Origin of the sequence: Limibacillus sp. MBR-115, from assembly GCF_040549425.1 — a bacterium.
GTDB lineage: Bacteria > Pseudomonadota > Alphaproteobacteria > Kiloniellales > CECT-8803 > Limibacillus > Limibacillus halophilus.
In genome coordinates, this window is record NZ_JBEPTJ010000009.1 from 52,357 (window position 1) to 74,689 (window position 22,333).

Annotated in this window: 20 protein-coding genes; 1 reads left to right on the forward strand and 19 read right to left on the reverse strand. The window is 56.1% G+C overall.

The genetic code is table 11. The features are described from left to right. Window positions 1-53 precede the first annotated feature (53 nt). The 11 genes from ABIE63_RS15770 to proS all read right to left on the reverse strand — a co-directional run bounded on the left by ABIE63_RS15770 (window position 54) and on the right by proS (window position 13,059). On the reverse strand, window positions 54-1,232 hold the full coding sequence (locus tag ABIE63_RS15770; RefSeq protein WP_354505849.1) for a 1-deoxy-D-xylulose-5-phosphate reductoisomerase: 1,179 nt from the start codon (window positions 1,230-1,232) through the stop codon (window positions 54-56). Then, window positions 1,225-2,058, reverse strand: a complete 834-nt coding sequence (locus ABIE63_RS15775; RefSeq protein ID WP_354505852.1) for a phosphatidate cytidylyltransferase — start codon at window positions 2,056-2,058, stop codon at window positions 1,225-1,227. Before ABIE63_RS15775 ends, ABIE63_RS15770 begins: the two co-directional genes overlap by 8 nt. Further along, entirely contained in the window at window positions 2,036-2,779 is a 744-nt protein-coding gene (locus ABIE63_RS15780; RefSeq protein WP_183416693.1) for an isoprenyl transferase, read from the reverse strand. Before ABIE63_RS15780 ends, ABIE63_RS15775 begins: the two co-directional genes overlap by 23 nt. 5 nt (window positions 2,780-2,784) lie before the next feature. Beyond that, window positions 2,785-3,342, reverse strand: a complete 558-nt coding sequence (gene frr / locus ABIE63_RS15785; RefSeq protein ID WP_354505856.1) for a ribosome recycling factor — start codon at window positions 3,340-3,342, stop codon at window positions 2,785-2,787. A gap of 5 nt (window positions 3,343-3,347) precedes the next feature. Continuing rightward, complete coding sequence (gene pyrH, locus ABIE63_RS15790) at window positions 3,348-4,082, reverse strand: UMP kinase (RefSeq protein ID WP_183416757.1); 735 nt, start codon at window positions 4,080-4,082, stop codon at window positions 3,348-3,350. 112 nt (window positions 4,083-4,194) lie between these two features. Next, window positions 4,195-5,118 (reverse strand): translation elongation factor Ts, encoded by a 924-nt coding sequence (tsf, locus tag ABIE63_RS15795; RefSeq protein ID WP_183416691.1) that lies wholly within the window; start codon window positions 5,116-5,118, stop codon window positions 4,195-4,197. Window positions 5,119-5,165: 47 nt separating this feature from the next. Beyond that, window positions 5,166-6,029, reverse strand: a complete 864-nt coding sequence (rpsB, locus tag ABIE63_RS15800) for a 30S ribosomal protein S2 (RefSeq protein ID WP_183416690.1) — start codon at window positions 6,027-6,029, stop codon at window positions 5,166-5,168. A 208-nt stretch (window positions 6,030-6,237) separates the two neighbouring features. Then, window positions 6,238-9,705 (reverse strand): DNA polymerase III subunit alpha, encoded by a 3,468-nt coding sequence (gene dnaE, locus ABIE63_RS15805; RefSeq protein ID WP_354505861.1) that lies wholly within the window; start codon window positions 9,703-9,705, stop codon window positions 6,238-6,240. Between the two features lie 61 nt (window positions 9,706-9,766). Continuing rightward, the gene (locus ABIE63_RS15810) at window positions 9,767-10,447 is read right to left on the reverse strand and encodes an ABC transporter ATP-binding protein (RefSeq protein ID WP_354505864.1); all 681 of its coding nucleotides are present in this window, start codon (window positions 10,445-10,447) and stop codon (window positions 9,767-9,769) included. Then, window positions 10,440-11,687 carry a lipoprotein-releasing ABC transporter permease subunit gene (locus ABIE63_RS15815; RefSeq protein WP_183416687.1) on the reverse strand — a complete coding sequence of 416 codons (1,248 nt, stop codon included), beginning with the start codon at window positions 11,685-11,687 and terminating at the stop codon, window positions 10,440-10,442. The genes ABIE63_RS15810 and ABIE63_RS15815 overlap by 8 nt, the downstream gene beginning before the upstream one ends. 46 nt (window positions 11,688-11,733) lie before the next feature. Further along, window positions 11,734-13,059 carry a proline--tRNA ligase gene (gene proS / locus ABIE63_RS15820; protein WP_354505868.1) on the reverse strand — a complete coding sequence of 442 codons (1,326 nt, stop codon included), beginning with the start codon at window positions 13,057-13,059 and terminating at the stop codon, window positions 11,734-11,736. Window positions 13,060-13,312: 253 nt separating this feature from the next. Between proS and ABIE63_RS15825 the strand changes: the two genes are divergently transcribed. Next, on the forward strand, window positions 13,313-14,599 hold the full coding sequence (locus tag ABIE63_RS15825; protein WP_246377707.1) for an NCS2 family permease: 1,287 nt from the start codon (window positions 13,313-13,315) through the stop codon (window positions 14,597-14,599). A gap of 187 nt (window positions 14,600-14,786) precedes the next feature. On the opposite strand, the gene ABIE63_RS15830 is transcribed toward ABIE63_RS15825, so the two are convergent. From ABIE63_RS15830 to ABIE63_RS15865, 8 genes are read right to left on the reverse strand one after another with little or no spacing between them, the layout of a single operon-like run. Further along, complete coding sequence (locus ABIE63_RS15830; RefSeq protein ID WP_354505870.1) at window positions 14,787-15,332, reverse strand: DNA-3-methyladenine glycosylase I; 546 nt, start codon at window positions 15,330-15,332, stop codon at window positions 14,787-14,789. 17 nt (window positions 15,333-15,349) lie between these two features. Next, window positions 15,350-15,586: a DUF1467 family protein gene (locus tag ABIE63_RS15835; protein WP_183416684.1), complete on the reverse strand. Its 237-nt coding sequence runs from the start codon at window positions 15,584-15,586 to the stop codon at window positions 15,350-15,352. 31 nt (window positions 15,587-15,617) lie between these two features. After that, on the reverse strand, window positions 15,618-16,022 hold the full coding sequence (gene mce / locus ABIE63_RS15840) for a methylmalonyl-CoA epimerase (RefSeq protein ID WP_354505873.1): 405 nt from the start codon (window positions 16,020-16,022) through the stop codon (window positions 15,618-15,620). A gap of 21 nt (window positions 16,023-16,043) precedes the next feature. Continuing rightward, a complete protein-coding gene (locus ABIE63_RS15845) occupies window positions 16,044-17,708 on the reverse strand; it encodes a ribonuclease J (RefSeq protein ID WP_354505876.1) in 1,665 nt (554 codons plus the stop codon). A 26-nt stretch (window positions 17,709-17,734) separates the two neighbouring features. Then, window positions 17,735-18,505, reverse strand: coding sequence for a type III pantothenate kinase (locus tag ABIE63_RS15850; protein WP_354505878.1), 771 nt, complete (start codon window positions 18,503-18,505; stop codon window positions 17,735-17,737). Further along, a complete protein-coding gene (locus tag ABIE63_RS15855; protein ID WP_354505881.1) occupies window positions 18,505-19,314 on the reverse strand; it encodes a biotin--[acetyl-CoA-carboxylase] ligase in 810 nt (269 codons plus the stop codon). Before ABIE63_RS15855 ends, ABIE63_RS15850 begins: the two co-directional genes overlap by 1 nt. Before the next feature lie 13 nt (window positions 19,315-19,327). Then, window positions 19,328-20,785 (reverse strand): NADH-quinone oxidoreductase subunit NuoN, encoded by a 1,458-nt coding sequence (nuoN, locus tag ABIE63_RS15860; protein ID WP_354505884.1) that lies wholly within the window; start codon window positions 20,783-20,785, stop codon window positions 19,328-19,330. A gap of 15 nt (window positions 20,786-20,800) precedes the next feature. Continuing rightward, window positions 20,801-22,327 carry an NADH-quinone oxidoreductase subunit M gene (locus tag ABIE63_RS15865; RefSeq protein ID WP_354505887.1) on the reverse strand — a complete coding sequence of 509 codons (1,527 nt, stop codon included), beginning with the start codon at window positions 22,325-22,327 and terminating at the stop codon, window positions 20,801-20,803. Window positions 22,328-22,333: the final 6 nt, after the last annotated feature.

The following is a 22,333-nucleotide window of genomic DNA, read 5'->3' on the forward strand; positions in this document are numbered from 1 at the left end:
GACGGCTGAAGTCCTTACACAAATAGTAAGATCCAACGAAATTTCCACATCTTTCAAGCTTGCTGCAGGGCCGTGCTCAGCGCATCACGGGTAACACGCCGCGCCTCTTCATCCGCGAGCAACGCATCTTCTACCGAATTGGGAGTCGGCCAATCGAACGATTCGACTATCTGCCGAACCAGCTTGGCGATCTCCAGGAATCCCAGGCGACCGGCCAGGAACCCTTCGACAGCGATTTCGTTTGCGGCATTCAAAGCCGTTGGGGCGCAACCACCGGCAACCAAAGCGTCACGGCATATCGAAAGTGCCGGAAAGCGTTCCGGATCGGGCTTCTCAAAAGTTAGTTGTGCAAGGTCTGCCAGGTTGAGACGCGAAACCGGTGCTTGCATTCGTTTTGGCCAGGCCAAGGCATAGGCGATGGGAATACGCATGTCTGGCGCGCCTAGTTGGGCCAACAAGCTTCCATCCACATAGGCCACCATTGAATGAATAATCGACTGCGGGTGCACAAGGATTTCAATCTGCTCCTGAGGCATCCCGAAAAGATGGTGCGCTTCGATTAGTTCAAGGCCTTTGTTCATCATTGTTGCCGAATCGACGGAGATCTTGGCGCCCATGTCCCAGTTCGGATGGGCGACTGCTTGTGCCGGCGTTACGCGTTCCATTCCCCTTTGATCAAAACCTCTGAATGGCCCGCCCGATGCTGTCAGGACGATGCGCTCAACCGTCTCCGGTTGAGTCCGATCAAGCACTTGAAAAATAGCGTTGTGTTCTGAGTCGACCGGCAGAAGCGTCGCACCGTGCTCGGCAACCTCCCGCATCATGATATCGCCTGCACATACCAGCGTTTCTTTGTTTGCCAACGCCACAATACAGCCACGCCGAACGGCTTCGAGCGTAGGCGCCAGGCCAGCGGCACCGACGATTGCGGCCATCACAAGGTCGCTGGGACGTTTTGCGGCTTCCAGTAATGCCTCACGACCGGCAGCCACTTCGATGCCGCTCCCCGATAGCAGGGATTTCAAATCTGCGTACCGGGCCTCGTCCGCCGTTACCACGAATCGCGCATTGAACCTCCGCGCTTGCGCGGCCAAAAGCTCAATATTGTTGTTTGCCGTCAGAGCCTCAATCTGGAAACGATCCTTGTGATGCGAAACGAGATCAAGCGTACTGGTTCCAACGGAGCCCGTGGAGCCCAGTATCGTCAAGCAGCGGGGCAAACCGTCAGTCATGCATCCCCCCAGTCCCCACCAGCGTTATATAGGCGGCAGCGGCCACACTCGCCAGCAAGAGGCCGTCGGTGCGGTCCAACAGTCCACCATGCCCCGGTATCAAGGCGCCGGTATCTTTGACCCCGAAGTAGCGTTTTAGCATTGATATTAATAGGTCCCCGACCTGCTCGATTGCGGCAAGGCCTGCAGCCGCTAAAACCAGCGCCATGGATGACCAGGCACCGACCACTTGTACGAAAATCCATGACACTAGAGCCGCCATGATCATGGCTCCCGTGAAGCCAGCCCATGTTTTTTTCGGGCTGATTTTCGGGGCCAGCTTGGGCCCGCCAATGACCCTACCGAAAAGATAGGCGCCACTATCCGCCGCCCAGACTATCGCGACGAGCCATAAGGCAAGGAAACGACCATCCGGTGTATATCCCCGTATCAGCAAGAATGCGAGGCAAGCCACACCGATGTAGAGCGTTCCCAGAATCACCAACCGGGGCTCAGCCCGGTCTCTTGCTGCAAACAAGGCGGCAACCACAGCGCCGAGCAGTAACAACGGCCACGACAGCGATACCCCAAAGGCGGGCAACGCCAACAAGGGAACAATCACGGCGACCATCATAACCCAAGATGATCGTTCAGGGCCGCTCCGGCAGCATAGTCGTCCCCACTCACGCGCCATGATCCCTGCGCTGATGATAATCAAGGGTTCGATGAAAGGTGTGCCGGCATAGATTGCCAAGACTACAGGTGGCGCCAACAACAATGACGCCATCACCCGAACGTTGAGCCCAGAGGCCTTGGGTCCTGGGTTATGTTCGGGAGATGCTGGCACCGTAGCGCCTTTCCCGCGTCTGATACTCTTCAATCGCGGCAAGGAAATCAGCTTCGCCGAAATCCGGCCAAAGGGTATTGAGGAATACTAACTCGCTATAGGCCGATTGCCATATCAGGAAGTTGCTAATGCGTTGCTCTCCACTGGTTCTGATAATCAAATCGGGGTCAGGCAAATCGACCGTGTAGAGATGTGCTTGAAACTGCTCTGCATCAATTTCATCCGGCGTCAGTTCACCGGCACTAACGCGTTCTGCCAAGGCGCGAGCTGCTGCGACGACCTCCTGTCGCCCACCATAACTCAGGGCTATCATGAGGTTGAGGCGGGTATTCTCCGAAGTTAGAGCCTCGGCTTCCTCTATAAGCTTGATAATATCGGTGGCTAGGCGCGATCGATCGCCGATCACGCGCAATCGGACGCCGTTGTTGTGGAGCTCGTCAATCTCACTTTTCAAATACCAGCGCAGTAGCCCCATCAATTCGTCCACCTCCTCCAGTGGACGTTTCCAATTCTCCGCCGAGAAACTGAACAGCGTCAGGTGGCGGATTCCTAAATTGGCGGCGGCTCGTACACAGCCGCGCGCAGCCTCGGCACCCCGTCGATGCCCGGCTGAACGGGGCAAGCCACGCGACTTGGCCCACCGACCGTTGCCATCCATGATAATGGCAACGTGCCCGGGCATCGTACCGCCTTCAGGTGCTTTGGGTTCAATCGCTGCCATTCCGATCAGACCTGCATGATCTCCGCTTCCTTGCTCGACAGCATTTCATCGACTTTCTTGATGTGAGAATCCGTCAACTCCTGGATTCGCTCTGCCAAACGCTTGTGCTCATCCTGAGAAATCTCATGATCCTTTTCTTGCTTCTTCAGCTTGTCCATACCATCGCGGCGAACATTGCGAACCGCCACTCTCGCTTGCTCGGCATACTTCCCGGCCACGCGAGTCAATTCCTGTCTGCGTTCCTCATTGAGCGCTGGAACTGGAACTCTTATTAACTGACCATCGGTGGCAGGATTGAGACCCAAATCGGACTCACGAATGGCTTTCTCGGTCGCCTGTACCAGCGATCGGTCCCAAACCTGAACCGTGATCATGCGCGGTTCTGGAACGCTGATGGTGCCGACTTGCATCAATGGCATCAAGCTGCCGTACGCATCGACCATGACCGGCTCAAGAAGCCCTGCCGATGCACGTCCTGTGCGCAGGCCGACGAATTCGCGCCGCAAGGCCTCAAGCGCCCCGTCCATGCGATGTTCGATATCTTTTAAGTTTGCGTCAGCCACGGTTGTCACTCCCGATATTTGCTGTCTGAAACAATGGTAAACTGTCCGCGCCCTGCAATCACCTCCGCAAAAGCTCCGGGCTGATTAATCGAGAAAACTGCGATCGGAATCCGGTTCTCCCGAGCGAGTGAGATCGCCGAATGATCCATTACACCAAGATCTTCCGTCAGGACTCTGTGGTAGGTCAGTCGATCATAGCGCTTCGCCCTTGGGTTTTTAACCGGGTCGGCGTCATAAACACCGTCGACCTTCGTGCCTTTCAGCAAAAGATCACAGTTCATTTCCGATGCGCGCAATGCCGCTGCTGTATCCGTGGTGAAGAAAGGATTCCCCGTACCGGCACCAAAGATGATAATCCGACCCTTCTCGAGATGCCTGACCGCTCGGCGGCGTATGTAAGGCTCGGCCACAGTCGACATGGGAATTGCGGATTGAACACGCGTTGGAACGTCTAACCGCTCTAAGGCGTTTTGCATCGCTAGCGAGTTAATCACGGTTGCCAGCATACCCATGTAATCCGCGGTGGCCCGTTCCATTCCAGCGGCCGCCCCGGATAGCCCCCGGAAGATGTTTCCTCCGCCGATCACCAAACAGATCTCGACGCCCAGCCCATGGACCGTGCGCACCTCTTGAGCAATCCGCTCGACCATGTCGGGATCAAGCCCATATTCACGCTGACCCATCAGGGCCTCACCCGAAATCTTCAAGAGGACGCGCTTGTATTTGACCTTATCGCCCATGTTTCCTCCGGGTTTTCTGGTGTGGGACATACTTTCGCCCCTTTGCAAAAGAAAGCGCCGCCCTTTTTAGGGGGCGGCGCTCAATCAGACAAGCGTTCTGCAACGCAAAGCGTCAGTTACCAAGCTGCGCGGCAACCTCGGACGCGAAGTCTTTTTCCTCTCGCTCGACGCCTTCGCCAAGCTGCATCCGAACAAATCCCGTGATTTTCACGGCTGCGCCCAGGTCCTTGGAAAGGCCTTCCACCGCTTTGGCAACACGGCTCTCCCCGTCAATGACGAAAACCTGCTCCAAAAGTACAACCTCTTCGTAGTACTTGCGCAAACGCCCTTCGACCATCTTGCCGATAATCTCTTCAGGCTTTCCGGAAGCGCGCGCCTGTTCGCTAAGCACGTCACGCTCACGCGCCAGCAATGCCGGGTCCAACTCATCAATGTTGACGGACTGCGGGTTGGTGGCGGCGATATGCATCGCCACCTGGCGACCAAACGCCTCCAGCTTGGCCTTGTCCCCAGTGGACTCAAGAGCCACCAGAACGCCAATTTTGCCGAGCCCCGGGACTTCCTGGTTATGAACGTAGCTCGCCACGACACCGTCGGAGACCTCCAAATAGGCCGTCCGGCGCAGGTTCATGTTCTCGCCAATGGTACCAATGAGCTTGCTCACCGCGGCTTCAACCGTATCACCATCACCGAAATCCGATGCCTTGAGAGCGTCGATATTCCCCTTCGCATCAAGCGCTTTTTCCGCCACCGCACTTACGAATGAGCGGAACTGATCGTTGCGTGCCACAAAGTCGGTTTCCGAGTTGACTTCTACCACAGCACCGCGGGTTCCCGCGGACGCTATACCGACCAATCCCTCGGCTGCGGTACGCCCTGCCTTCTTCGCGGCGGCGGCCAAGCCCTTCTTCCGCAGCCAATCGACTGCCGCTTCAAGGTCGGCACCCGATTCGATAAGCGCCTTCTTACAATCCATCATGCCGGCGCCGGTCTTCTCGCGAAGCTCCTTGACCTGCGCTGCTGTGATTTCAGCCATTTTTATTCACCTATTCTATTAAAATGCCACTATAAGAGGTTGATCTCTTAAGCGCTTTCTTTCTCGCTCTTTGATTTCTCTTCGGTAGAAGCTTCTTCAGCAACCGCCTCTTCGGCAGGTGCAGCAGCTTCAACCGGAGCAGCTTCCTCGGCAGGCGCGGCTTCCTCCAGCTTTTCCGCAGGCGCCACTTCAGCGGCGCCAACGTCAGTCCCACTGGCAGAAAGTTCGGCCTGGATACCATCCAGAACGGTATCGGCAAGCAAGTCACAGTAACTGGCGATCGCACGCAGAGCATCGTCGTTGCCGGGAATGGGGAAAGTAATTCCGGCCGGATCGGAGTTTGAATCGAGTACGCCAACCACGGGGATGTTCAAACGGTTGGCTTCCTCAATCGCCAAATGTTCTTTGTTCGTGTCGATCACAAAGATCACATCCGGCAAACCACCCATGTCCTTGATTCCGCCAAGCGCGCGCTCCAGCTTGTCGCGCTCACGCGTCAGGTTAAGGAGCTCTTTCTTGGTCAGGCCAATGTTCCCTTCACCAAGCTTCTCCTCAAGTTCTTTGAGGCGCTTAATGGAATGGGAGATGGTCTTCCAATTGGTGAGCATACCGCCCAGCCAGCGATGATTGACGTAGTACTGACCGCTACGTTTGGCGGCCTCCGCGACTTTGTCGCTCGCCTGACGCTTGGTGCCTACGAAAAGCACGCGACCGCCGCCCGCGACAACGCCGTGGACAAACTCAAGTGCGCGGTGCAACAACGGAACCGTCTGACCAAGATCGATGATGTGAACGCCGTTACGTTCCCCAAAAATGAAGGGAGCCATCTTCGGATTCCAACGGCGGGTGGTGTGGCCGAAGTGAACGCCAGCCTCAAGCAGCTGACGCATGGTAAAGCTAGGAAGCGCCATGTCGTACCTCTTTTCCGGTTATGCCTCCGCGGGGGGATTATCCGGGACATCCCGGACACCGGAGCGAAACACCGGGATTTCTCCCCGGCGCACCGCATTACCCGCGTGCGTATTCCTTAATGCCGCGGAAAATACCTATTGGGTGCGCAAATGCAAGGGAAAAGAGCCGTAGAAGCTTGCCTAAGCCTAGGGCGGCTCTCAACTGCTGCTAAAGATCCTGTACTTCGATATTCGGTATGGCCTTGATGGCCTGACGCCCTTCAGCCGAGAGGCTGAAGCCACCGGGCAGGCCCATTTCAACTTCCCGACCATCGCCAAGCGTGAGAACCAGCGAGACTTCACTACGACCCCGCCCCTCTCTACTAAGCACACTATGCAGGGACGTCAGGGCTTTGTCGTCTCGTAGATAGACGCGCAAGCCGGCGGCGGATTTTGACATCGCCTGATCAAGCAGTTCAATCTCGTGGGCGGTGATGCGCGGCTCGTCGTCACCGCGCGTTTCCACATTGGCCGTTATGAGCAATGGTAAGTTCTGATCAAGCAGGTCGCGCGCTTGGGCAAGCACTTCGGAAAAGAGTGTTACCTCGAACACCCCGGCCAAATCAGAAAACTGCACAAAGGCCATACGTTGGCCCTTGCGGTTGTTCAACTCGCGCTTCCCCACGACTATACCAGCCAAACGCTTCCGGCCCGGCTCCAGGCGGGAAACCGCTTGCAACTGACCAGAGGAAACGACTCGCAGGCGCTCCAGGTTGTAGGAATCCAGAGGATGAGCCGAAAGATAGAACCCCAGGGCATTGAACTCAGAGGCTAATCGCTCCATCGCCGGCCAATCATCAACCGCTGGAAGCTTGATCCCCGCGATCTGCTGATCGCCGTCGAAGAGGCTCTCCTGACTGCTAGCCCGTTCGCTGGTCGCCGCGGCTGCGTGACGGACGATGGTTTCCGCGCCTTGATAAACCCGTCTTCGATTCGCCTCAAGACCATCAAAAGCGCCTGCACAGGCGAGATTCTCGACCGCTCGCTTGTTGATAAAATGGTTGTCCAGACGTTCCGCAAAATCAGTTATGTCCTTGAATGGGCCCCCGGTTTCCCTCGCCTGGACGAGGCCGGCCATTGCCGAACCACCGACATTCTTAATAGCCGCCAATGCATAGCGGATGGCGCCGCTACGCGGGTCACCTTCCTTGCGGTCTTCAACCGCGAAATCAGGACGGGATCGGTTGATGTCCGGCGGCAAAAAAGGAATTCCCTGGCGATCCAGCTCCTGTCTGAAAATCGCCAGCTTGTCGGTATTGCTCATGTCGTAAGTCATTGACGCGGCGAGAAATTCAACTGGGTAGTTTGCTTTCAGGTAGGCTGTTTGATAGGCGACGAGTGCATAAGCCGCTGCGTGGCTCTTGTTGAAACCGTAGCCAGCAAATTTTGCGACCAGATCGAAAATATCGCTGGCTTTCTTCTCGTCGACATTCTTTTCCTTCGCCCCTTTGACGAAGAACTCCCGTTGCGCATCCATCTCCGCCTGGATCTTCTTGCCCATGGCCCGCCGCAGCATATCCGCCGATCCCAGCGAGTAGCCCGCAAGTTCCTGTGCGATCTGCATCACCTGTTCCTGATAAATCATGATCCCGAAGGTCTCCTTCAGGATTCCCTCCAACGAGGGATGCAGATAATCCGGCTTCTCCTGACCGTGCTTACGGGCAATGTAGTGCGGAATATTGTCCATCGGCCCAGGCCGATAAAGTGCGACCACAGCGATGATATCCTCGAAGCGGTCGGCTTTCAGGCGCTTTAGGACATCGCGCATTCCCGAAGATTCAAGCTGGAAGACACCTACCGTGTCGCCTCTGCCCAACATTTCAAACGTCCCGCTGTCATCAAGCGGAATTTTGCTCAGGTCAATGGTAACACCGCGCTCTTCCAACAACTGGCACGCACGCGAGAGGACCGTCAGCGTCTTCAGGCCAAGAAAGTCGAACTTCACCAAACCGGCCTGTTCGACATACTTCATGTTGAACTGCGTAACCGGCATATCCGAGCGTGGATCACGGTAGAGCGGCACCAACTCCGTTAGCGGTCGGTCGCCGATCACGACACCGGCGGCATGCGTCGAGGCGTGACGGTACAATCCCTCCAGCTTCAACCCAATATCGATAAGCTTGGCAACCTGTTCGTCGCTATCGCGCCAGACCTGCAACTGAGGTTCGCCGTCCACCGCCTGAGCGAGCGTCACAGGATTGGCTGGATTGTTCGGCACCATCTTGCAGATACGATCAACTTGTGGATAAGGCATTTGCAATACGCGACCAACATCCCGCAACACCGCCCGCGCCTGCAATTTTCCGAAGGTAATGATCTGGGCGACGGTGTCATACCCGTACTTCTTCTGCACATAGCGTATCACCTCGTCCCGCCGGTCCTGGCAGAAGTCGATATCAAAGTCAGGCATGGAGACGCGTTCGGGATTCAAGAAACGTTCGAAAAGCAGGTTCCAGCGTAGCGGATCCAAATCCGTAATGGTTAGCGCATAGGCGACGAGCGATCCGGCTCCCGAACCACGGCCCGGCCCAACGGGTATACCCTGCCCCTTCGCCCACTGGATAAAATCGGCGACGATCAGGAAGTAACCGGGGAATCCCATTTGTCCGATAACGTCGAGTTCGAAATCAAGACGCGCTCGGTAGCGTGCCTCGGCCTCCTGCTTCTCTACCTGAGACATAGCGTCGGTGAGAATCTGGTCCTCCAGACGCTTATGCAAGCCCGCCTCGGCCTGAGCCCGCAGTTCTTCCGCCTCACTGCGACCTTCGGCCGTTGGAAAGGCGGGTAGAATCGGATTGATAGTCTCCGGGAAAAAGGCGCAACGCTGGGCAACGACTACAGAATTGTCGACGGCTTCCGGTAAGTCTTCGAACAGCGCCCGCATTTCCTCGGCACTTTTGAAGCGATACTCGGCATTCATCCGCCGCCGTTCTTCCTGGGTTACATAAGCGCCACCGGCTATGCAAAGCAAAGCGTCGTGCGCCTCGTAAATCTGTGCATCGAGAAAATAGCAATCATTTGTCGCCACGAGCGGGAGATCATGCCTGTAGGCCAGATCCAACAGCGCGGGCTCGCTCGCGACCTCGTCCTGGATGCCATGGCGCTGTATCTCTATGTAAAGTCGGTCATTGAAAATGGTTTTCAGCCGAAGCAGGTAGGCTTCAGCCTCCGCGCCTCGTCCTTCATTCAATAGCCGGTTGACCGGCCCCTTGGCGCCGCCCGTCAAAGCGATCAGACCCGCGCCGCATTCCTCCAAGGCTTCGATATCAACCTGCGGCGTTTCACCGGCGTCTGTTTCCAGATAGGCCCTGCTTGAAAGACGCATCAGGTTTCGATAACCCTGCTCGTCCTTAACCAACAGAACCAGTTGATCAGGATTTGGCCTTTTAGCGCCCGTGGTTACCGTCGAATCGCTGCGTGTCACCCATAGTTGACAACCGATGATCGGTTGAATACCCGCAGCCGTTGCGGCCAGAGAGAATTCCAGTGCGCCAAAAAGATTTCCCGTATCGGTGACTCCGACTGCGGGCATCCCCACCTTGCGACAACGTTCGACCAACGGCTTCAGCTTGATTGCCCCCTCGGAGAGCGAATAGGCCGAATGCACACGAAGGTGAATGAAGTCGCTACCTGACATCGATGTTTACCGCTCCCAGCGCGTTCGCGACGTGGATTACTGGTGATCCCATTCAGATTAACTAGCCCTCGAGGATTCGGCCATCCTGCAAAGACAACGTGCGGTCCATACGTGCGGCAAGATCGTAATTATGGGTGGCGATCAATGCCGCCAAACCTTCTTCGCGAACCAAAGTGGTTAGAACCTCGAAAACACGGTCCCCTGTACCTGGATCGAGATTGCCTGTGGGTTCGTCAGCCAGAAGCAGGGCCGGACCGTTAGCCAGGGCGCGCGCCATGGCGACACGCTGCTGCTCGCCACCTGACAGCTGGCCGGGACGATGCCCGGCACGGTCTTCCAGGCCCACCTGTCGCAACAACGCCTCGGCGCGTTGTCGGGCCACGCCGCGCGGCTTGTCAGCGATCAACTGCGGGATCACGATGTTTTCCAAGGCAGAAAATTCAGGCAACAGGTGATGATACTGATATACGAACCCGATGGTTCGCCCCCTCAGCGCCGTACGCTGCCGCTCACCCAGGCCCGAGGAAAGGTTTCCGTCAATTGATATTTCGCCGCCATCTGCGCCTTCAAGCAGGCCGCATATTTGCAGCAGCGTCGATTTTCCGGCCCCTGAGGGTCCGACAAGGGCCACCATCTCGCCACGCTGGATAGTCAGATCAGCGCCTCGCAAAACTTCAAGCTTGCGGCCTCCCTGATTGAAAACCTTGCGCACCCCCGTCAACGAAAGCACCGAGTTACTCATAACGAAGCGCCTCCACCGGATCGAGGCGCGCAGCGCGCCAGGAAGGATAGAGCGTCGCCAGAAGTGACAGGCCCAAAGCCATGGCCACGACAGAAACCACTTCCATCGGGTCAATCACAGCCGGTAGCTGAGACAGGAAGTAAATTTCAGCATCAAACACCGTCGCGCCGAGCAACCCTTCAAGCCACTCGCGGATGGTTTGGATGTTGTCGGCGAAAGCAACCCCCAGAACCAACCCCAAGAAGGTTCCTACAAAACCAATAGAGGCACCGCTCAGGAGAAATATCCTCATGATCATGCCGCGCGACGCGCCCATGGTCCGCAATATTGCGATGTCACGCCCCTTGTCCTTCACTAACATTATCTGGCCTGAAATAATGTTGAACGCGGCCACCACGATAATGAGCGTAAGGATGAGGAACATAACATTACGTTCGACCTGCAAGGCATTGAAGAAACTAGAGTTTGTTTGCTGCCAATCCTGGGTTACGAAAGTCGGCCCCAGGGCATCGCGTACCCTGGATCGCTCCAGGAACATACGATCCGCGTCCTTTACGAAAACCTCGATATCAGTGACGGCGCCCGGCACTTGAAAGAAAATCTGCGCGGCCTCCAGCGGCATGTATATGAAACTGCTGTCATATTCGTACATGCCAACTTCGAAGACGGCCGCCACGCGATATGTCTTGATCCTCGGCACCGTACCCAACATCGTCGTGTTTCCTTGGGGTGATACCAGCTTCAAGCTGCCACCAGCCCCCACATTGAACGCGCGTGCAAGGCGGCTGCCTATTACAAGGCCATCCTTCTCACCCACCTCGTCCAACGAACCACCGACAATGTTTTCGGCTATGATTTTGCGATTACGGAGCTCTTCCAGGCTGATACCGCGCACCACGGCACCGGACGCACCTTGGCCTGCCGTGACCATAGCCTGGCCACGTACTTGAGGCGTCGCTTGGATCACGAAATCCAAAGCTCGAACCTTGTCGGCGGCCGTCTCAAAGTCTTTGATGGTGCCACCACTTGAATAAACCGTCAGATGGCCGTTCACACCGAGAATGCGACCTAGTAACTCCTGACGGAAACCATTCATCACGGACATGACGATGATCAAGGTGGCCACGCCGAGACAGATTCCCAGCAGCGAGAACCCAGCAATCACATTGACGAAACCTTCCTGTCGCCGCGAACGGAGATAGCGCCAAGCAACCATCCGCTCGAATAGACCGAAGATCATGGGTATCTCCCTAGGCGTTCGACGGGCCACTATGACCCCAAGTGGTTCAGGCGCTCAGCTTGGCGAGCGCTGATTCGAGTGACATTTCCTGCTTTTCACCGGTTGCCCTGGATTTAAGCTCGACCACGCCCTTTTCCAACCCGCGCGGGCCGATAACCAACTGCCAAGGCAACCCGATCAGGTCCAGATCGGCGAACTTTGCGCCGGGTCGAACATCCCGGTCATCGTAAAGCACCTCGACCCCGGCATCCTGAAGCTTTGCGTAAGCCTGATCGCAAGCAACGACACAGGTGTCGTCATTCACCCGCAGGTTCACCAGGCCGACCTTGTAAGGCGCTACGCATTCCGGCCAGATGATCCCCGCATCGTCATGGCTGGCTTCAATGATTGCGCCCACCAAACGCGATACACCAATACCGTAAGACCCCATGTGGACGGGCACCTCACCGCCATCCGCAGCAGCAACGACGGCACCGAACGGATCAGAATACTTGGTGCCGAAATAGAAGATGTGGCCGACTTCAATACCCCGTCGTTCTATCCGCTTATCGGCAGGCACCTGCGATTCAAACATCGCCTGATCGTGCTTTTCATCCGTGCGCGCATAAAGACTTGTGAAATGGTCCACGACACTCTGAACAGCTTTAGGGTCGTCATAGTTGACTGTCAGATTGGCAGCATCGGCGTCCTCAAAATCCTTATGGCACCAGACAGCGCTCTCACCGGTATCTGCCAGAATGATGAATTCATGGCTGAGATTGCCGCCGATTGGGCCGGTATCGGCTTCCATAGGAATTGCCTTTAGCCCCAGCCGCGCAAACGTCCTCAAGTAACACACGAAGTATTTGTTATAAGACTCTTTAGCACCGTCATAATTCAGATCAAAACTATAGGCATCCTTCATCAAGAATTCGCGCCCACGCATGACCCCAAAACGTGGCCGCACCTCATCACGAAACTTCCATTGAATGTGATAGAGCTGCTTCGGCAGGTCCCGATAGCTGCGCGCTTCGGCCTGGAAGATGTTGGTGATCAATTCCTCGTTTGTCGGGCCGTAGAGCATCTCCCGCTCGTGCCGGTCCGTGATGCGAAGCATTTCAGGACCGTAGGCATCGTAGCGACCCGACTGGCGCCAAAGATCCGCCGATTGAATGGTCGGCATCAGCATTTCCTGGCCACCCATCCGGTCCTGCTCTTCGCGGACGATCTGTTCGATCTTTTGCAGAACCCGGAATCCCATGGGTAACCAGGAATAAATTCCGGCACTGGCTTGGCGTACCATACCGGCGCGCAGCATCAAGCGATGCGAGACGATCTGGGCCTCGGCGGGAGTGTCCTTCATCGTGGGCAGGAAGTAACGCGATAGGCGCATAAGGATCAGCCTTCTTTGACATATCTATTCCGCGCTTATAGCGCAGGCCTTGCTGCGGCGGAAGGTAGGCAAAGCGAGCAGTCCTGTCCAGCGAGTGTTTCCAGCCCAGCGGGTCGTCCACGAAAACACTCAGGGAAGATGCACTTCCCAATGACCCTCCCTAGCGTGTATGAGAATATTATTACCGAAGTAGCGGCTTGGGGGCGGCGCCTCGGTTTCACGCTTGGGCAGCATGACTAAAATGGGGGCGCAAATGGAAAGCCTATTCAAACTCAAGGAACACAACACCACAGTCCGCACTGAAATTCTCGCGGGACTGACCACTTTCTTGACTATGGCGTACATCACCTTCGTTAACCCGGCAATCCTGTCTGATGCGGGGATGGATTTTGGCGCGGTCTTCGTCGCCACCTGCCTAGCCGCCGCGTTCGGCACGGCAGCCATGGGCCTCTTGGCCAACTATCCGGTCGCCCTAGCGCCGGGAATGGGGCTCAACGCCTTCTTTACCTACGGCGTGGTCCTGGGGATGGGCTACACGTGGCAAGCCGCCTTGGGTGCGGTTTTCGTGTCGGGCATACTCTTTATCATTTTGTCGATCCTGCCGGTGCGCGAGTGGATCATAAACTCGATTCCCAAGACGCTAAAGATGGCGATCTCCGCGGGTATCGGGTTTTTCCTGGCCATCATTGCACTGAAAAACGCTGGTCTCGTCGTCGATCACCCTGCGACCTTGGTGACGCTGGGCGATGTCACCGCCCTGCCCGCCGTGCTGGCAATCCTTGGATTCGTGGCCATGGTCGCTCTCGATTCCCTGCGGGTGCCAGGCGCAATTCTCCTTGGTATTCTCGGCGTAACGATTATCGGCATCCTGTTGGGCGTATCAGAATTTGTCGGCATCATGGATGTGCCGCCCGACCCAAGCCCGACCTTCCTTGCGATGGATATCGCCGGCGCATTGCAGATTGGCATGCTGTCGGTCGTCTTCGCCTTCCTCTTTGTCGATATTTTTGACACGGCGGGAACCCTGGTGGGTCTTGCCCATCGTGCTGGCTTACTCGACGAACAGGGTCGCCTGCCCCGCTTGAACAAAGCTTTGCTTGCGGATTCCGGCGCTTCGGTTGTCGGTGCAGCGCTCGGCACCTCCACAACGACCAGCTATATTGAAAGCGCTTCCGGGATCAAGGCTGGTGGTCGGACCGGCCTGACCGCAGTTGTCGTTGCGGTCCTGTTTCTACTTGCGCTCTTTTTTGCACCACTGGCACAAACGGTTCCGGGATACGCAACCGCGCCGGCCTTGCTGTTTGTTGCCTGCATGATGGCGCGTGGTATCGCTGAAATCGATTGGGACGATGCAACAGAATATGCGCCTGCAGTGGTGACGGCGCTCGCCATGCCACTCACCTTCTCGATTGCCGAGGGAATCGGTCTTGGATTCATCACCTATGCCGCGGCGAAGTTACTCAGCGGGAAGGGTGCGAGCTGCCCAATCGCAGTTTATGTCATCGCTGCTGTATTCATCCTCAAACACGTGATTACGTGAAAGCGAGGTTTGACGACAAAATATTGCGTGACGTTAGCCCGATGATGCATTAAAAAAACTTCATCCGGTCGACAAAAGCACGGCTCGGGTTTGGGGAGGAATAATAGAAAACGGCGGGCTTCAAGGAGCCTGCCGTTTTTAATTCAGCGAAACCGTATGGAGCAGCTGCACCGGGCTCCTTTTCGTCTCACTTAGTCTCCTGATGCCACAAGGGGTTTGCATCCAGTATGCGGCGCTGCACGGGACATTTCGCCTGATGGGCCCCCGGCAGAACGCCGGTCGACATGAGGAATTCTCCAACGATCTCCGGGCCCATGAACTTGAAAGTCTTGCGGAACAGCTTGATCCACTCTTCCTTTGGCAAGGGATGGTGGGCCGCTATCCACCCTGCAAACCCGCCGTGGCTGACCCGCAGATCTTGAATGCATCTAGCATTATGCATAAAGGCCTTGAGCTTTAGGCGGTTCCGAACCACACCCGGGTCAGCCAGGAACGCCGCCTGTTCTGCTTCACTGAGGGTTGCGACTCTATCGACATCGAAACCTGCGAGGCGACGTCTAAATCCTTCGCGCTTCTTCAGAATCAATTCCCAGCTCAATCCGGCTTGGGCGATCTCCAGAACCAAGCGCTCAAACAGTCGCAATTCATCATCGATCGGAAACCCATATTCATAATCATGGTAATGCCCATGAACCGGATGCCCTGGCGCCACATCGCAGTAATGCTGTCCCATAACAGCGCCTTTCCAGCCTATAGGTCTCTGAAAACTAGGATGTTGTTGTCGATCAGGTAGTAAAGGATACCCCATAAGATCAAGGTGATAAGGGACGTAGCCACGACTTTTCGCACCAACATGGGGCGCTCGGGGGCGCCGGGGTCATGCCCTACTTCCGGGTTCTTTGCCCGATGGACGCCCCAGGGGAGGACTGCAAAAAGTACAACCCACCAGATTATAAAATAGAGCACGATCGCGGTGACGGTCGTCATCGTTCGAAGCTGCCTTCTCTTAAGGTGCCAATCACACCTGCTCCAGTTCGACCAACGTGCCGCAGAAGTCTTTGGGATGCAAAAACAGCACCGGCTTGCCGTGCGCGCCGATCTTCGGCTCGCCATCACCCAGGACCCGTGCGCCTTCCGCTTTCAAGCGATCCCTGGCCGCGAGGATATCATCAACTTCGTAACAGAGATGGTGCATGCCCCCCGAAGGGTTGCGCTCCAGAAAGGCAGCGATCGGCGATTCTTCGCCCAAAGGATAAAGCAATTCGATCTTGGAGTTTGGAAGCTCGACAAATACCACAGTAACACCGTGGTCAGGCTCGTCCTGCGGGGCAGACACCTTGGCGCCAAGAACCTGTCGATACTGACGGCTGGCTGCATCCAGATCGGGGACAGCAATCGCTACATGGTTCAATCGTCCAATCATTCTAACCCTTTCCTCATCGCATTACTCCAGCCGGATGACATGAACCTGGGTAACAGGTTTCCTTCCGGTAAGCCGCTTAAAAGAACGTCTTAGAGCCACGCGAGCCGTTTCCGTAACGATTGCGTCGTCGCGTCGTTCGGATTTGCGCAGGCTTGCTATCTGCCGCTCAATGTAATCAGCCACATCCTCCATATTGGCTTCCTGCTCTTCTTCATCCAGTAGCCCGTGACAGGAGATCACAGGGTCGGCGAGCAGTTCACCATCCTCGTCTATTACCAGTGTTACGCCGGCGGACCCATTATGGAGCATGCGCACCCGGCTCCGTAAAACCTCGCTGTCGATTGGTCTCACCTTTTGGCCGTCCAACGCTAAACGGCCGCTCGGCACCTGTGAAACGATCTCGGCGGGTCCGGGGGCAAGCCGGATCAGGTCGCCGTTGGCCGAAATGATGCTTTCAGGAACTTGGCACTCCCGGGCCAACTGTGCGTGTTCTTGCAGCATCCTGGGTTCACCGTGGACCGGTATGGCAATACGGGGCCGAACCCAGTGATACATCTGGGTTAGCTCCTCGCGTGCCGGATGCCCGGACACATGAATAGGATGATCGTCGTCGGTGTAGACCTCGACGCCGTCCAACGCCAACAGGTTTTGCAGCGAAAAGATGCTGACCTCGTTGCCGGGAATAATTCGAGAAGAGAACACTACCGCGTCCCCAGCCTCCAACTTCACATGCGCATGCTCTTTGCGGGCTATACGGGCCAACGCCGAGCGCGCTTCCCCCTGGCTTCCAGTACAGATCAGCATGACCTCGCTGCGCGGTAGATACCCTACTTCCCGCTCATCGACAGTGTTCGGGAAATCAAGCAGATAGCCAGTCTCCTGTGCGGCTTCGACCATTCTATGCAAAGAGCGGCCGACCAGGGCAACGCGACGCCCGGTCTTCCTGGCCACTTGGCCGAGCGAATGCAAACGGGCCACATTGGAGGCAAAGCAACCGACCGCAACACGCTGATCAAGGCCACTAATAAGCCGCAGCAAGCCTTGCTGGACACCCGATTCAGATCCGGACTCCCCTTCGACGAGCGCGTTGGTTGAATCACAGACCATCGCGAGCACATCTTCGTCGGCAAGGCGTCGTAAACGCGCCTCGTCGAAATTATCGCCAAGCAGAGGTTCCGGATCGAGCTTCCAATCACCCGTATGGAGGACCGTTCCCATAGGCGTCTTTATGATCAGAGCGTTGGGTTCAGGAATCGAGTGGGTTAACGTCACCAACTCGATCTCAAAGGGCCCAACAGAAAAACTCCCCGAAAGGTCGACCTCATGAATCGGCACCTTACCTAGCAAGCCGACTTCCTCAAGCTTTCGGCGCAAGAGTGATGCGGTGAAGGCCGTCGCGTAGACGGGGCAACCCAGGCGATCCCAAAGATATGGCACGGCCCCCAGATGATCCTCATGCGCATGGGTCAGGATCAATCCTACAAGATCCTTTCGTCTGGCCTCGATGAAGGCCGGGTCAGGCATGACCAAGTCCACACCCGGCACCCGTTCGTCACCAAAAGTGACGCCTAGATCGACCATTAACCATGCGCCATCATGGCCGTAGAGATTGAGATTCATCCCAATCTCGCCAGTGCCGCCTAATGGCAGGAAATAAAGCGCTTCTTTTTCTGGAAAATCAGCCACATTCACCTAATTTCTTATCTTATGCTTTAATTATTGTTGAGCGCGTGGATAAGCTGCAACCCGCGAAGCGTCAAGTCGCCGTCTACCATGCCGATGGCGTCTGTCGCCTCCGAGAACAGCGGTGCCAGGCCGCCCGTGGAGATTACTTTCATTGGTTGGCCGTATTCCGTTTGAATGCGGGCAACAAGGCCTTCTATCAAACCAATGTAGCCCCAGAAAACACCCGATTTCATGGCTGGAACCGTCGCTTTGCCAATGACGGTCGCAGGCTTATCGACAACAATCCTGGGTAGTTGAGCGGCTGCCCGATAAAGGGCATCGATAGACAAATTAATCCCGGGCGCTATGACACCCCCTTCATAGGCTCCGTCTGGACCAACGATATCGAATGTCGTAGCAGTGCCGAAATCAATCACGATCAGGGGTCCGCCGTAACGCTCCTGCGCAGCCACGCAGTTTACCAGGCGGTCTACGCCAACCTGTTCGGGGCGATCAACGCGGATCGGGACACCGATCTTCACATCGGGCTGTCCCACCATCAGGGGTTGGACGCGAAAGTAACGGCGACAAAGGCTGATCAGGGCATAGTTCGCCGGTGGCACCACATTGGCGATTATTGCGGCCGAAATATCTTGCGAGGCAAGCCCGTCGAGCTGCATCAACTGGGTCAACCAAACGGCGTACTCATCAGCGGTCCGATTTGCCTGGCTTGACGCGCGCCAGTATCCACAACGCCGATCACCATCATAGATGGCGAACCCGACGTTGGTGTTGCCTGAATCTATGGCCAACAGCATCAGCCATGCACTCCCTCACCGGAGGTTTCCGGGTTCTCAGAGGAACCGAAAAAAACATCGCCCACTGAGATTCGGCGCGTACTATTGTCGGCCATTCGGACGATCAGGCGACCCTCTTCATCAAGGTCTTCAAACAGACCGGTGGTGACTTCATTTGGTAAACGCACACGAATATCCTGGCCCAACCCATGCGCGTGCAGTAGCCAGGTTTTCCTAAGAGGCGCAAAGCCGTCATCTAGCCAGCGGTTCACCCACGACATGAAATGCCGTGTAAAGCGTTCCAGCAAAACCACCTCGGTCAGGGAGGAATCAGCACCCTCGAACCGCAGCCCGGTTGCGGGAAATTCCGTGTCCTTCGGAAAAGAGCTGATGTTCACACCCATCCCCAGAACCATCCATTCCAGGTAGCCCTCCGCATCGCCCTTGCCTTCCATCAACATACCCGCAAGCTTCCGACCATTCGCCAGAATATCATTCGGCCATTTGTAGGTGATTTCGATCAGTGGTGGAGCTACGGAACCGATGGCATCGCCCATGGCGAGAGAGGCTGCAAAACCAAGTTGCGATGCCTCCCGTAGCGGGCGGTCCGGTCTCAGGATAATTGAAAAATACAGATTCCCAGGAGGGCTCTGCCAGTTCCGACCCTGTCGCCCGCGCCCGGCAGTCTGCTCAAGAGCCCAAACCAATGTGCCCTCTTCAGCGCCCTCCTCGGCAAGACGCCGAGCTTCCTCGTTCGTGCTCCCAATCTTTTCCAGGGCAACTAAGCGAAACGCAGGCGCCAGCTTGGGTGTTTCAGGCGCGTCGCTCATAGGTTTTTTCTCCTCAGCCGGCAAAAAGTGAAGCTGCTGCGCTACCCGCGCTTTCAACCAACGGCCCCGGAACAACGAAGAAGAAGACTATTGCCACAGCAGTCGCCAGCAACACCAGTCCCAGTGGCCTTCCCGGCGGTTCATCTAGACTTTCGACAGGCTCATCAAAGTACATGAGCTTGATGATTCGAAGGTAGTAAAAGGCTCCTACGACTGATGCCAGAACACCAATCACCGCGAGTGTGTAAAGCTCAGCATTGATAGCGGCCATAAAGACATACAGCTTTCCGAAGAAGCCCGCCAGCGGCGGAATTCCAGCCATGGAAAACATGAAAATCGCCATTGCCAGCGCCACCATCGGATTGGTCTTGGAAAGCCCCCGTAAGTCGTCGATTCCCTCCAACATGCGGCCTTGATGACGCATAGACAAAATCACCGCGAAGGTTCCCAGGTTCATGACCAGATAGATCGCCATATAGATCATGATCCCCTGGACACCCTGCTCGCTGCCCGCAGCAAGCCCCACCAGTGCGTAGCCCATGTGTCCAATGGAGGAATAAGCCATCAGACGCTTGATGTTGGTCTGCTGTATCGCCGCAAAAGCGCCAAGAGTCATCGAAGCAATGGAAATGAAAATTACGATCTGCTGCCACTGGTCAATCAAATCGCCAAAAGGCCCAACCAAGACACGCACGAACAGTGCCATCGCCGCTACCTTCGGCGCGGTCGCAAAGAAAGCCGTAACCGCTGTAGGCGCGCCTTCGTAAACGTCAGGTGTCCACATATGGAAAGGCACGGCGGAAATTTTGAAAGCCAAACCCGCCATGACGAAGACCACACCGATGATCAGGCCGAGCGAGGGTGCTTCACCAGAGGCGGCAGCCGCCTCAAAGACATTGGCGAGCACGACGAAGTCAGTCGCGCCTGCAAAGCCATACACCAGAGAGCAGCCGTAGAGCAGCATTGCCGACGAAAGGGCGCCCAGAATAAAGTACTTCAAGCCCGCCTCGGTCGACCGCTGGCTGTCGCGCCGAAAGGCGGCAACCACGTACAGCGCCAGCGATTGAAGCTCTAGACCGACATAGAGCGACATTAAATTGCCGGCGGAAATCATCATCAGCATGCCAAGGCTGGAAAGGACGAGTAGTACTGGGAACTCGAAGCGGTCCATGCCCTGCTCCGCCACGTATCGAAGTGACAGGAACATCGCGCCAATCGCGCCAATCAGCACCAGGGACTTCATAAACGTCGCAAAGCCATCGGTCACGAACAGGCCGTTGAAGGCCAGCCCCGCCGGTTCCGGCTGAAACCACAACAGCAACAAAGCCAAAGTGAGAACGCCCACGGATGGCCAGAGCGTGGTCTCTGCTGTTCCCTTTTTGTGGAAAACGCCCAGCATCAATAGCCCCATTGAGGCAACTGCCAGGAACAATTCCGGAAGGGCGCGAGTTAGTTCGAGGTCGGCAATCATAGGCTACGCTTTCCCTCAGTTTAGGCCGAACACGGCAGCTAGGTGGGGCGCATCGCTCCCGGCCAGCGCCAGCTCGTAATTAGAGATCAGGTTTTCCACCGAAGCCGACATGATGTCGAGGAAACTCGCCGGATAGACACCCATCCACAGCATGATGACCAGAAGTGGCGCAAAGACTGCCTGCTCACGCCAACTTAGGTCGGCGAGGCTCTTTAGATCCTCCTTGGTCAACTTGCCGAAGATAACGCGGCGATACAGATAGAGCATGTAGGCCGCACCCAGCACCATGCCGCTTGCCGTCAACAGTGCGACCCAGGTGTTGTGCTGGAAAGCACCAACGATGACCAGGAACTCGCCGACAAAGCCAGACGTCCCAGGCAGCCCCACGGAACCAAGCATGAAGGCCATGAAAATTAGTGCATACGCCGGCATCGTTTCAGCAAGACCGCCGTAGCGGGAAACTTCGCGCGTGTGCAAACGATCATAAACGACACCGACGACGAGGAAGAGAGCCGCCGAGACCACACCATGCGAAAGCATCTGGAAAATAGCGCCTTCAAGGCCCTGTTGATTGACCACGAAAATGCCGACCGTCACGAAACCCATGTGCGCGACTGACGAGTAGGCAATCAGCTTTTTCATGTCTTCCTGTGCCAAGGCAACCAGTGATGTGTAAATCACGGCGACGATGGAAAGGGTAAAGATCAACGGCATGAAGAATTGGCTGGCCTCTGGCAACATCGGCAAGGAAAAGCGCAGGAACCCATAAGCACCCATCTTCAAGAGCACGCCTGCCAGAATGACAGAGCCTGCCGTCGGTGCCTCCACGTGGGCGTCCGGCAACCAGGTATGAACCGGCCACATCGGCACTTTCACGGCAAAGGAAGCGAAGAAGGCCAGCCACAACCAAATCTGCATGTCGAAAGGAATGCGACTTGTCAGCAAGGTTGGAATATCTGTGGTCCCGGTTTCCAGATAAATCGCGAGAATTGCCAGCAGCATCAACACTGAACCCGCCAGCGTATAGAGAAAAAACTTAAAGGCGGCGTACACACGGCGCTGACCGCCCCAAACACCGATGATCAGGAACATCGGAATCAGCACGGCCTCAAAGAAAATGTAGAAGGTGATGAAGTCGAGTGCGCAGAACATGCCCACCATCATGGTTTCCAGAACCAAGAAGGCGATCATGTACTCCTTAACGCGCTTTGTGATCGATTCCCAACTCGCCAACACGCAAAGCGGCGTCAGCAGGGTCGACAACAACACGAAGAGCACCGAAATACCGTCGACTCCAACCTTGTAGGCGATACCAAAGGTCGGCAACCATTCAATGCGTTCGACAAACTGAAACTCGGCAGTGCCTCGTTCGAAATCGAACCAGAGGAAGAGCGACAAGGCAAACGTGATAAGTGATGTCCAGAGCGCGACATAACGGGCGTTGCGCGCAACAACCTCTTCATCACCCCGCACAAACAAGATGAAAGCAGCCCCTACCAGCGGCAGGAAGGTTACTAGCGAAAGAATTGGCCAACCTTGCATAACTTT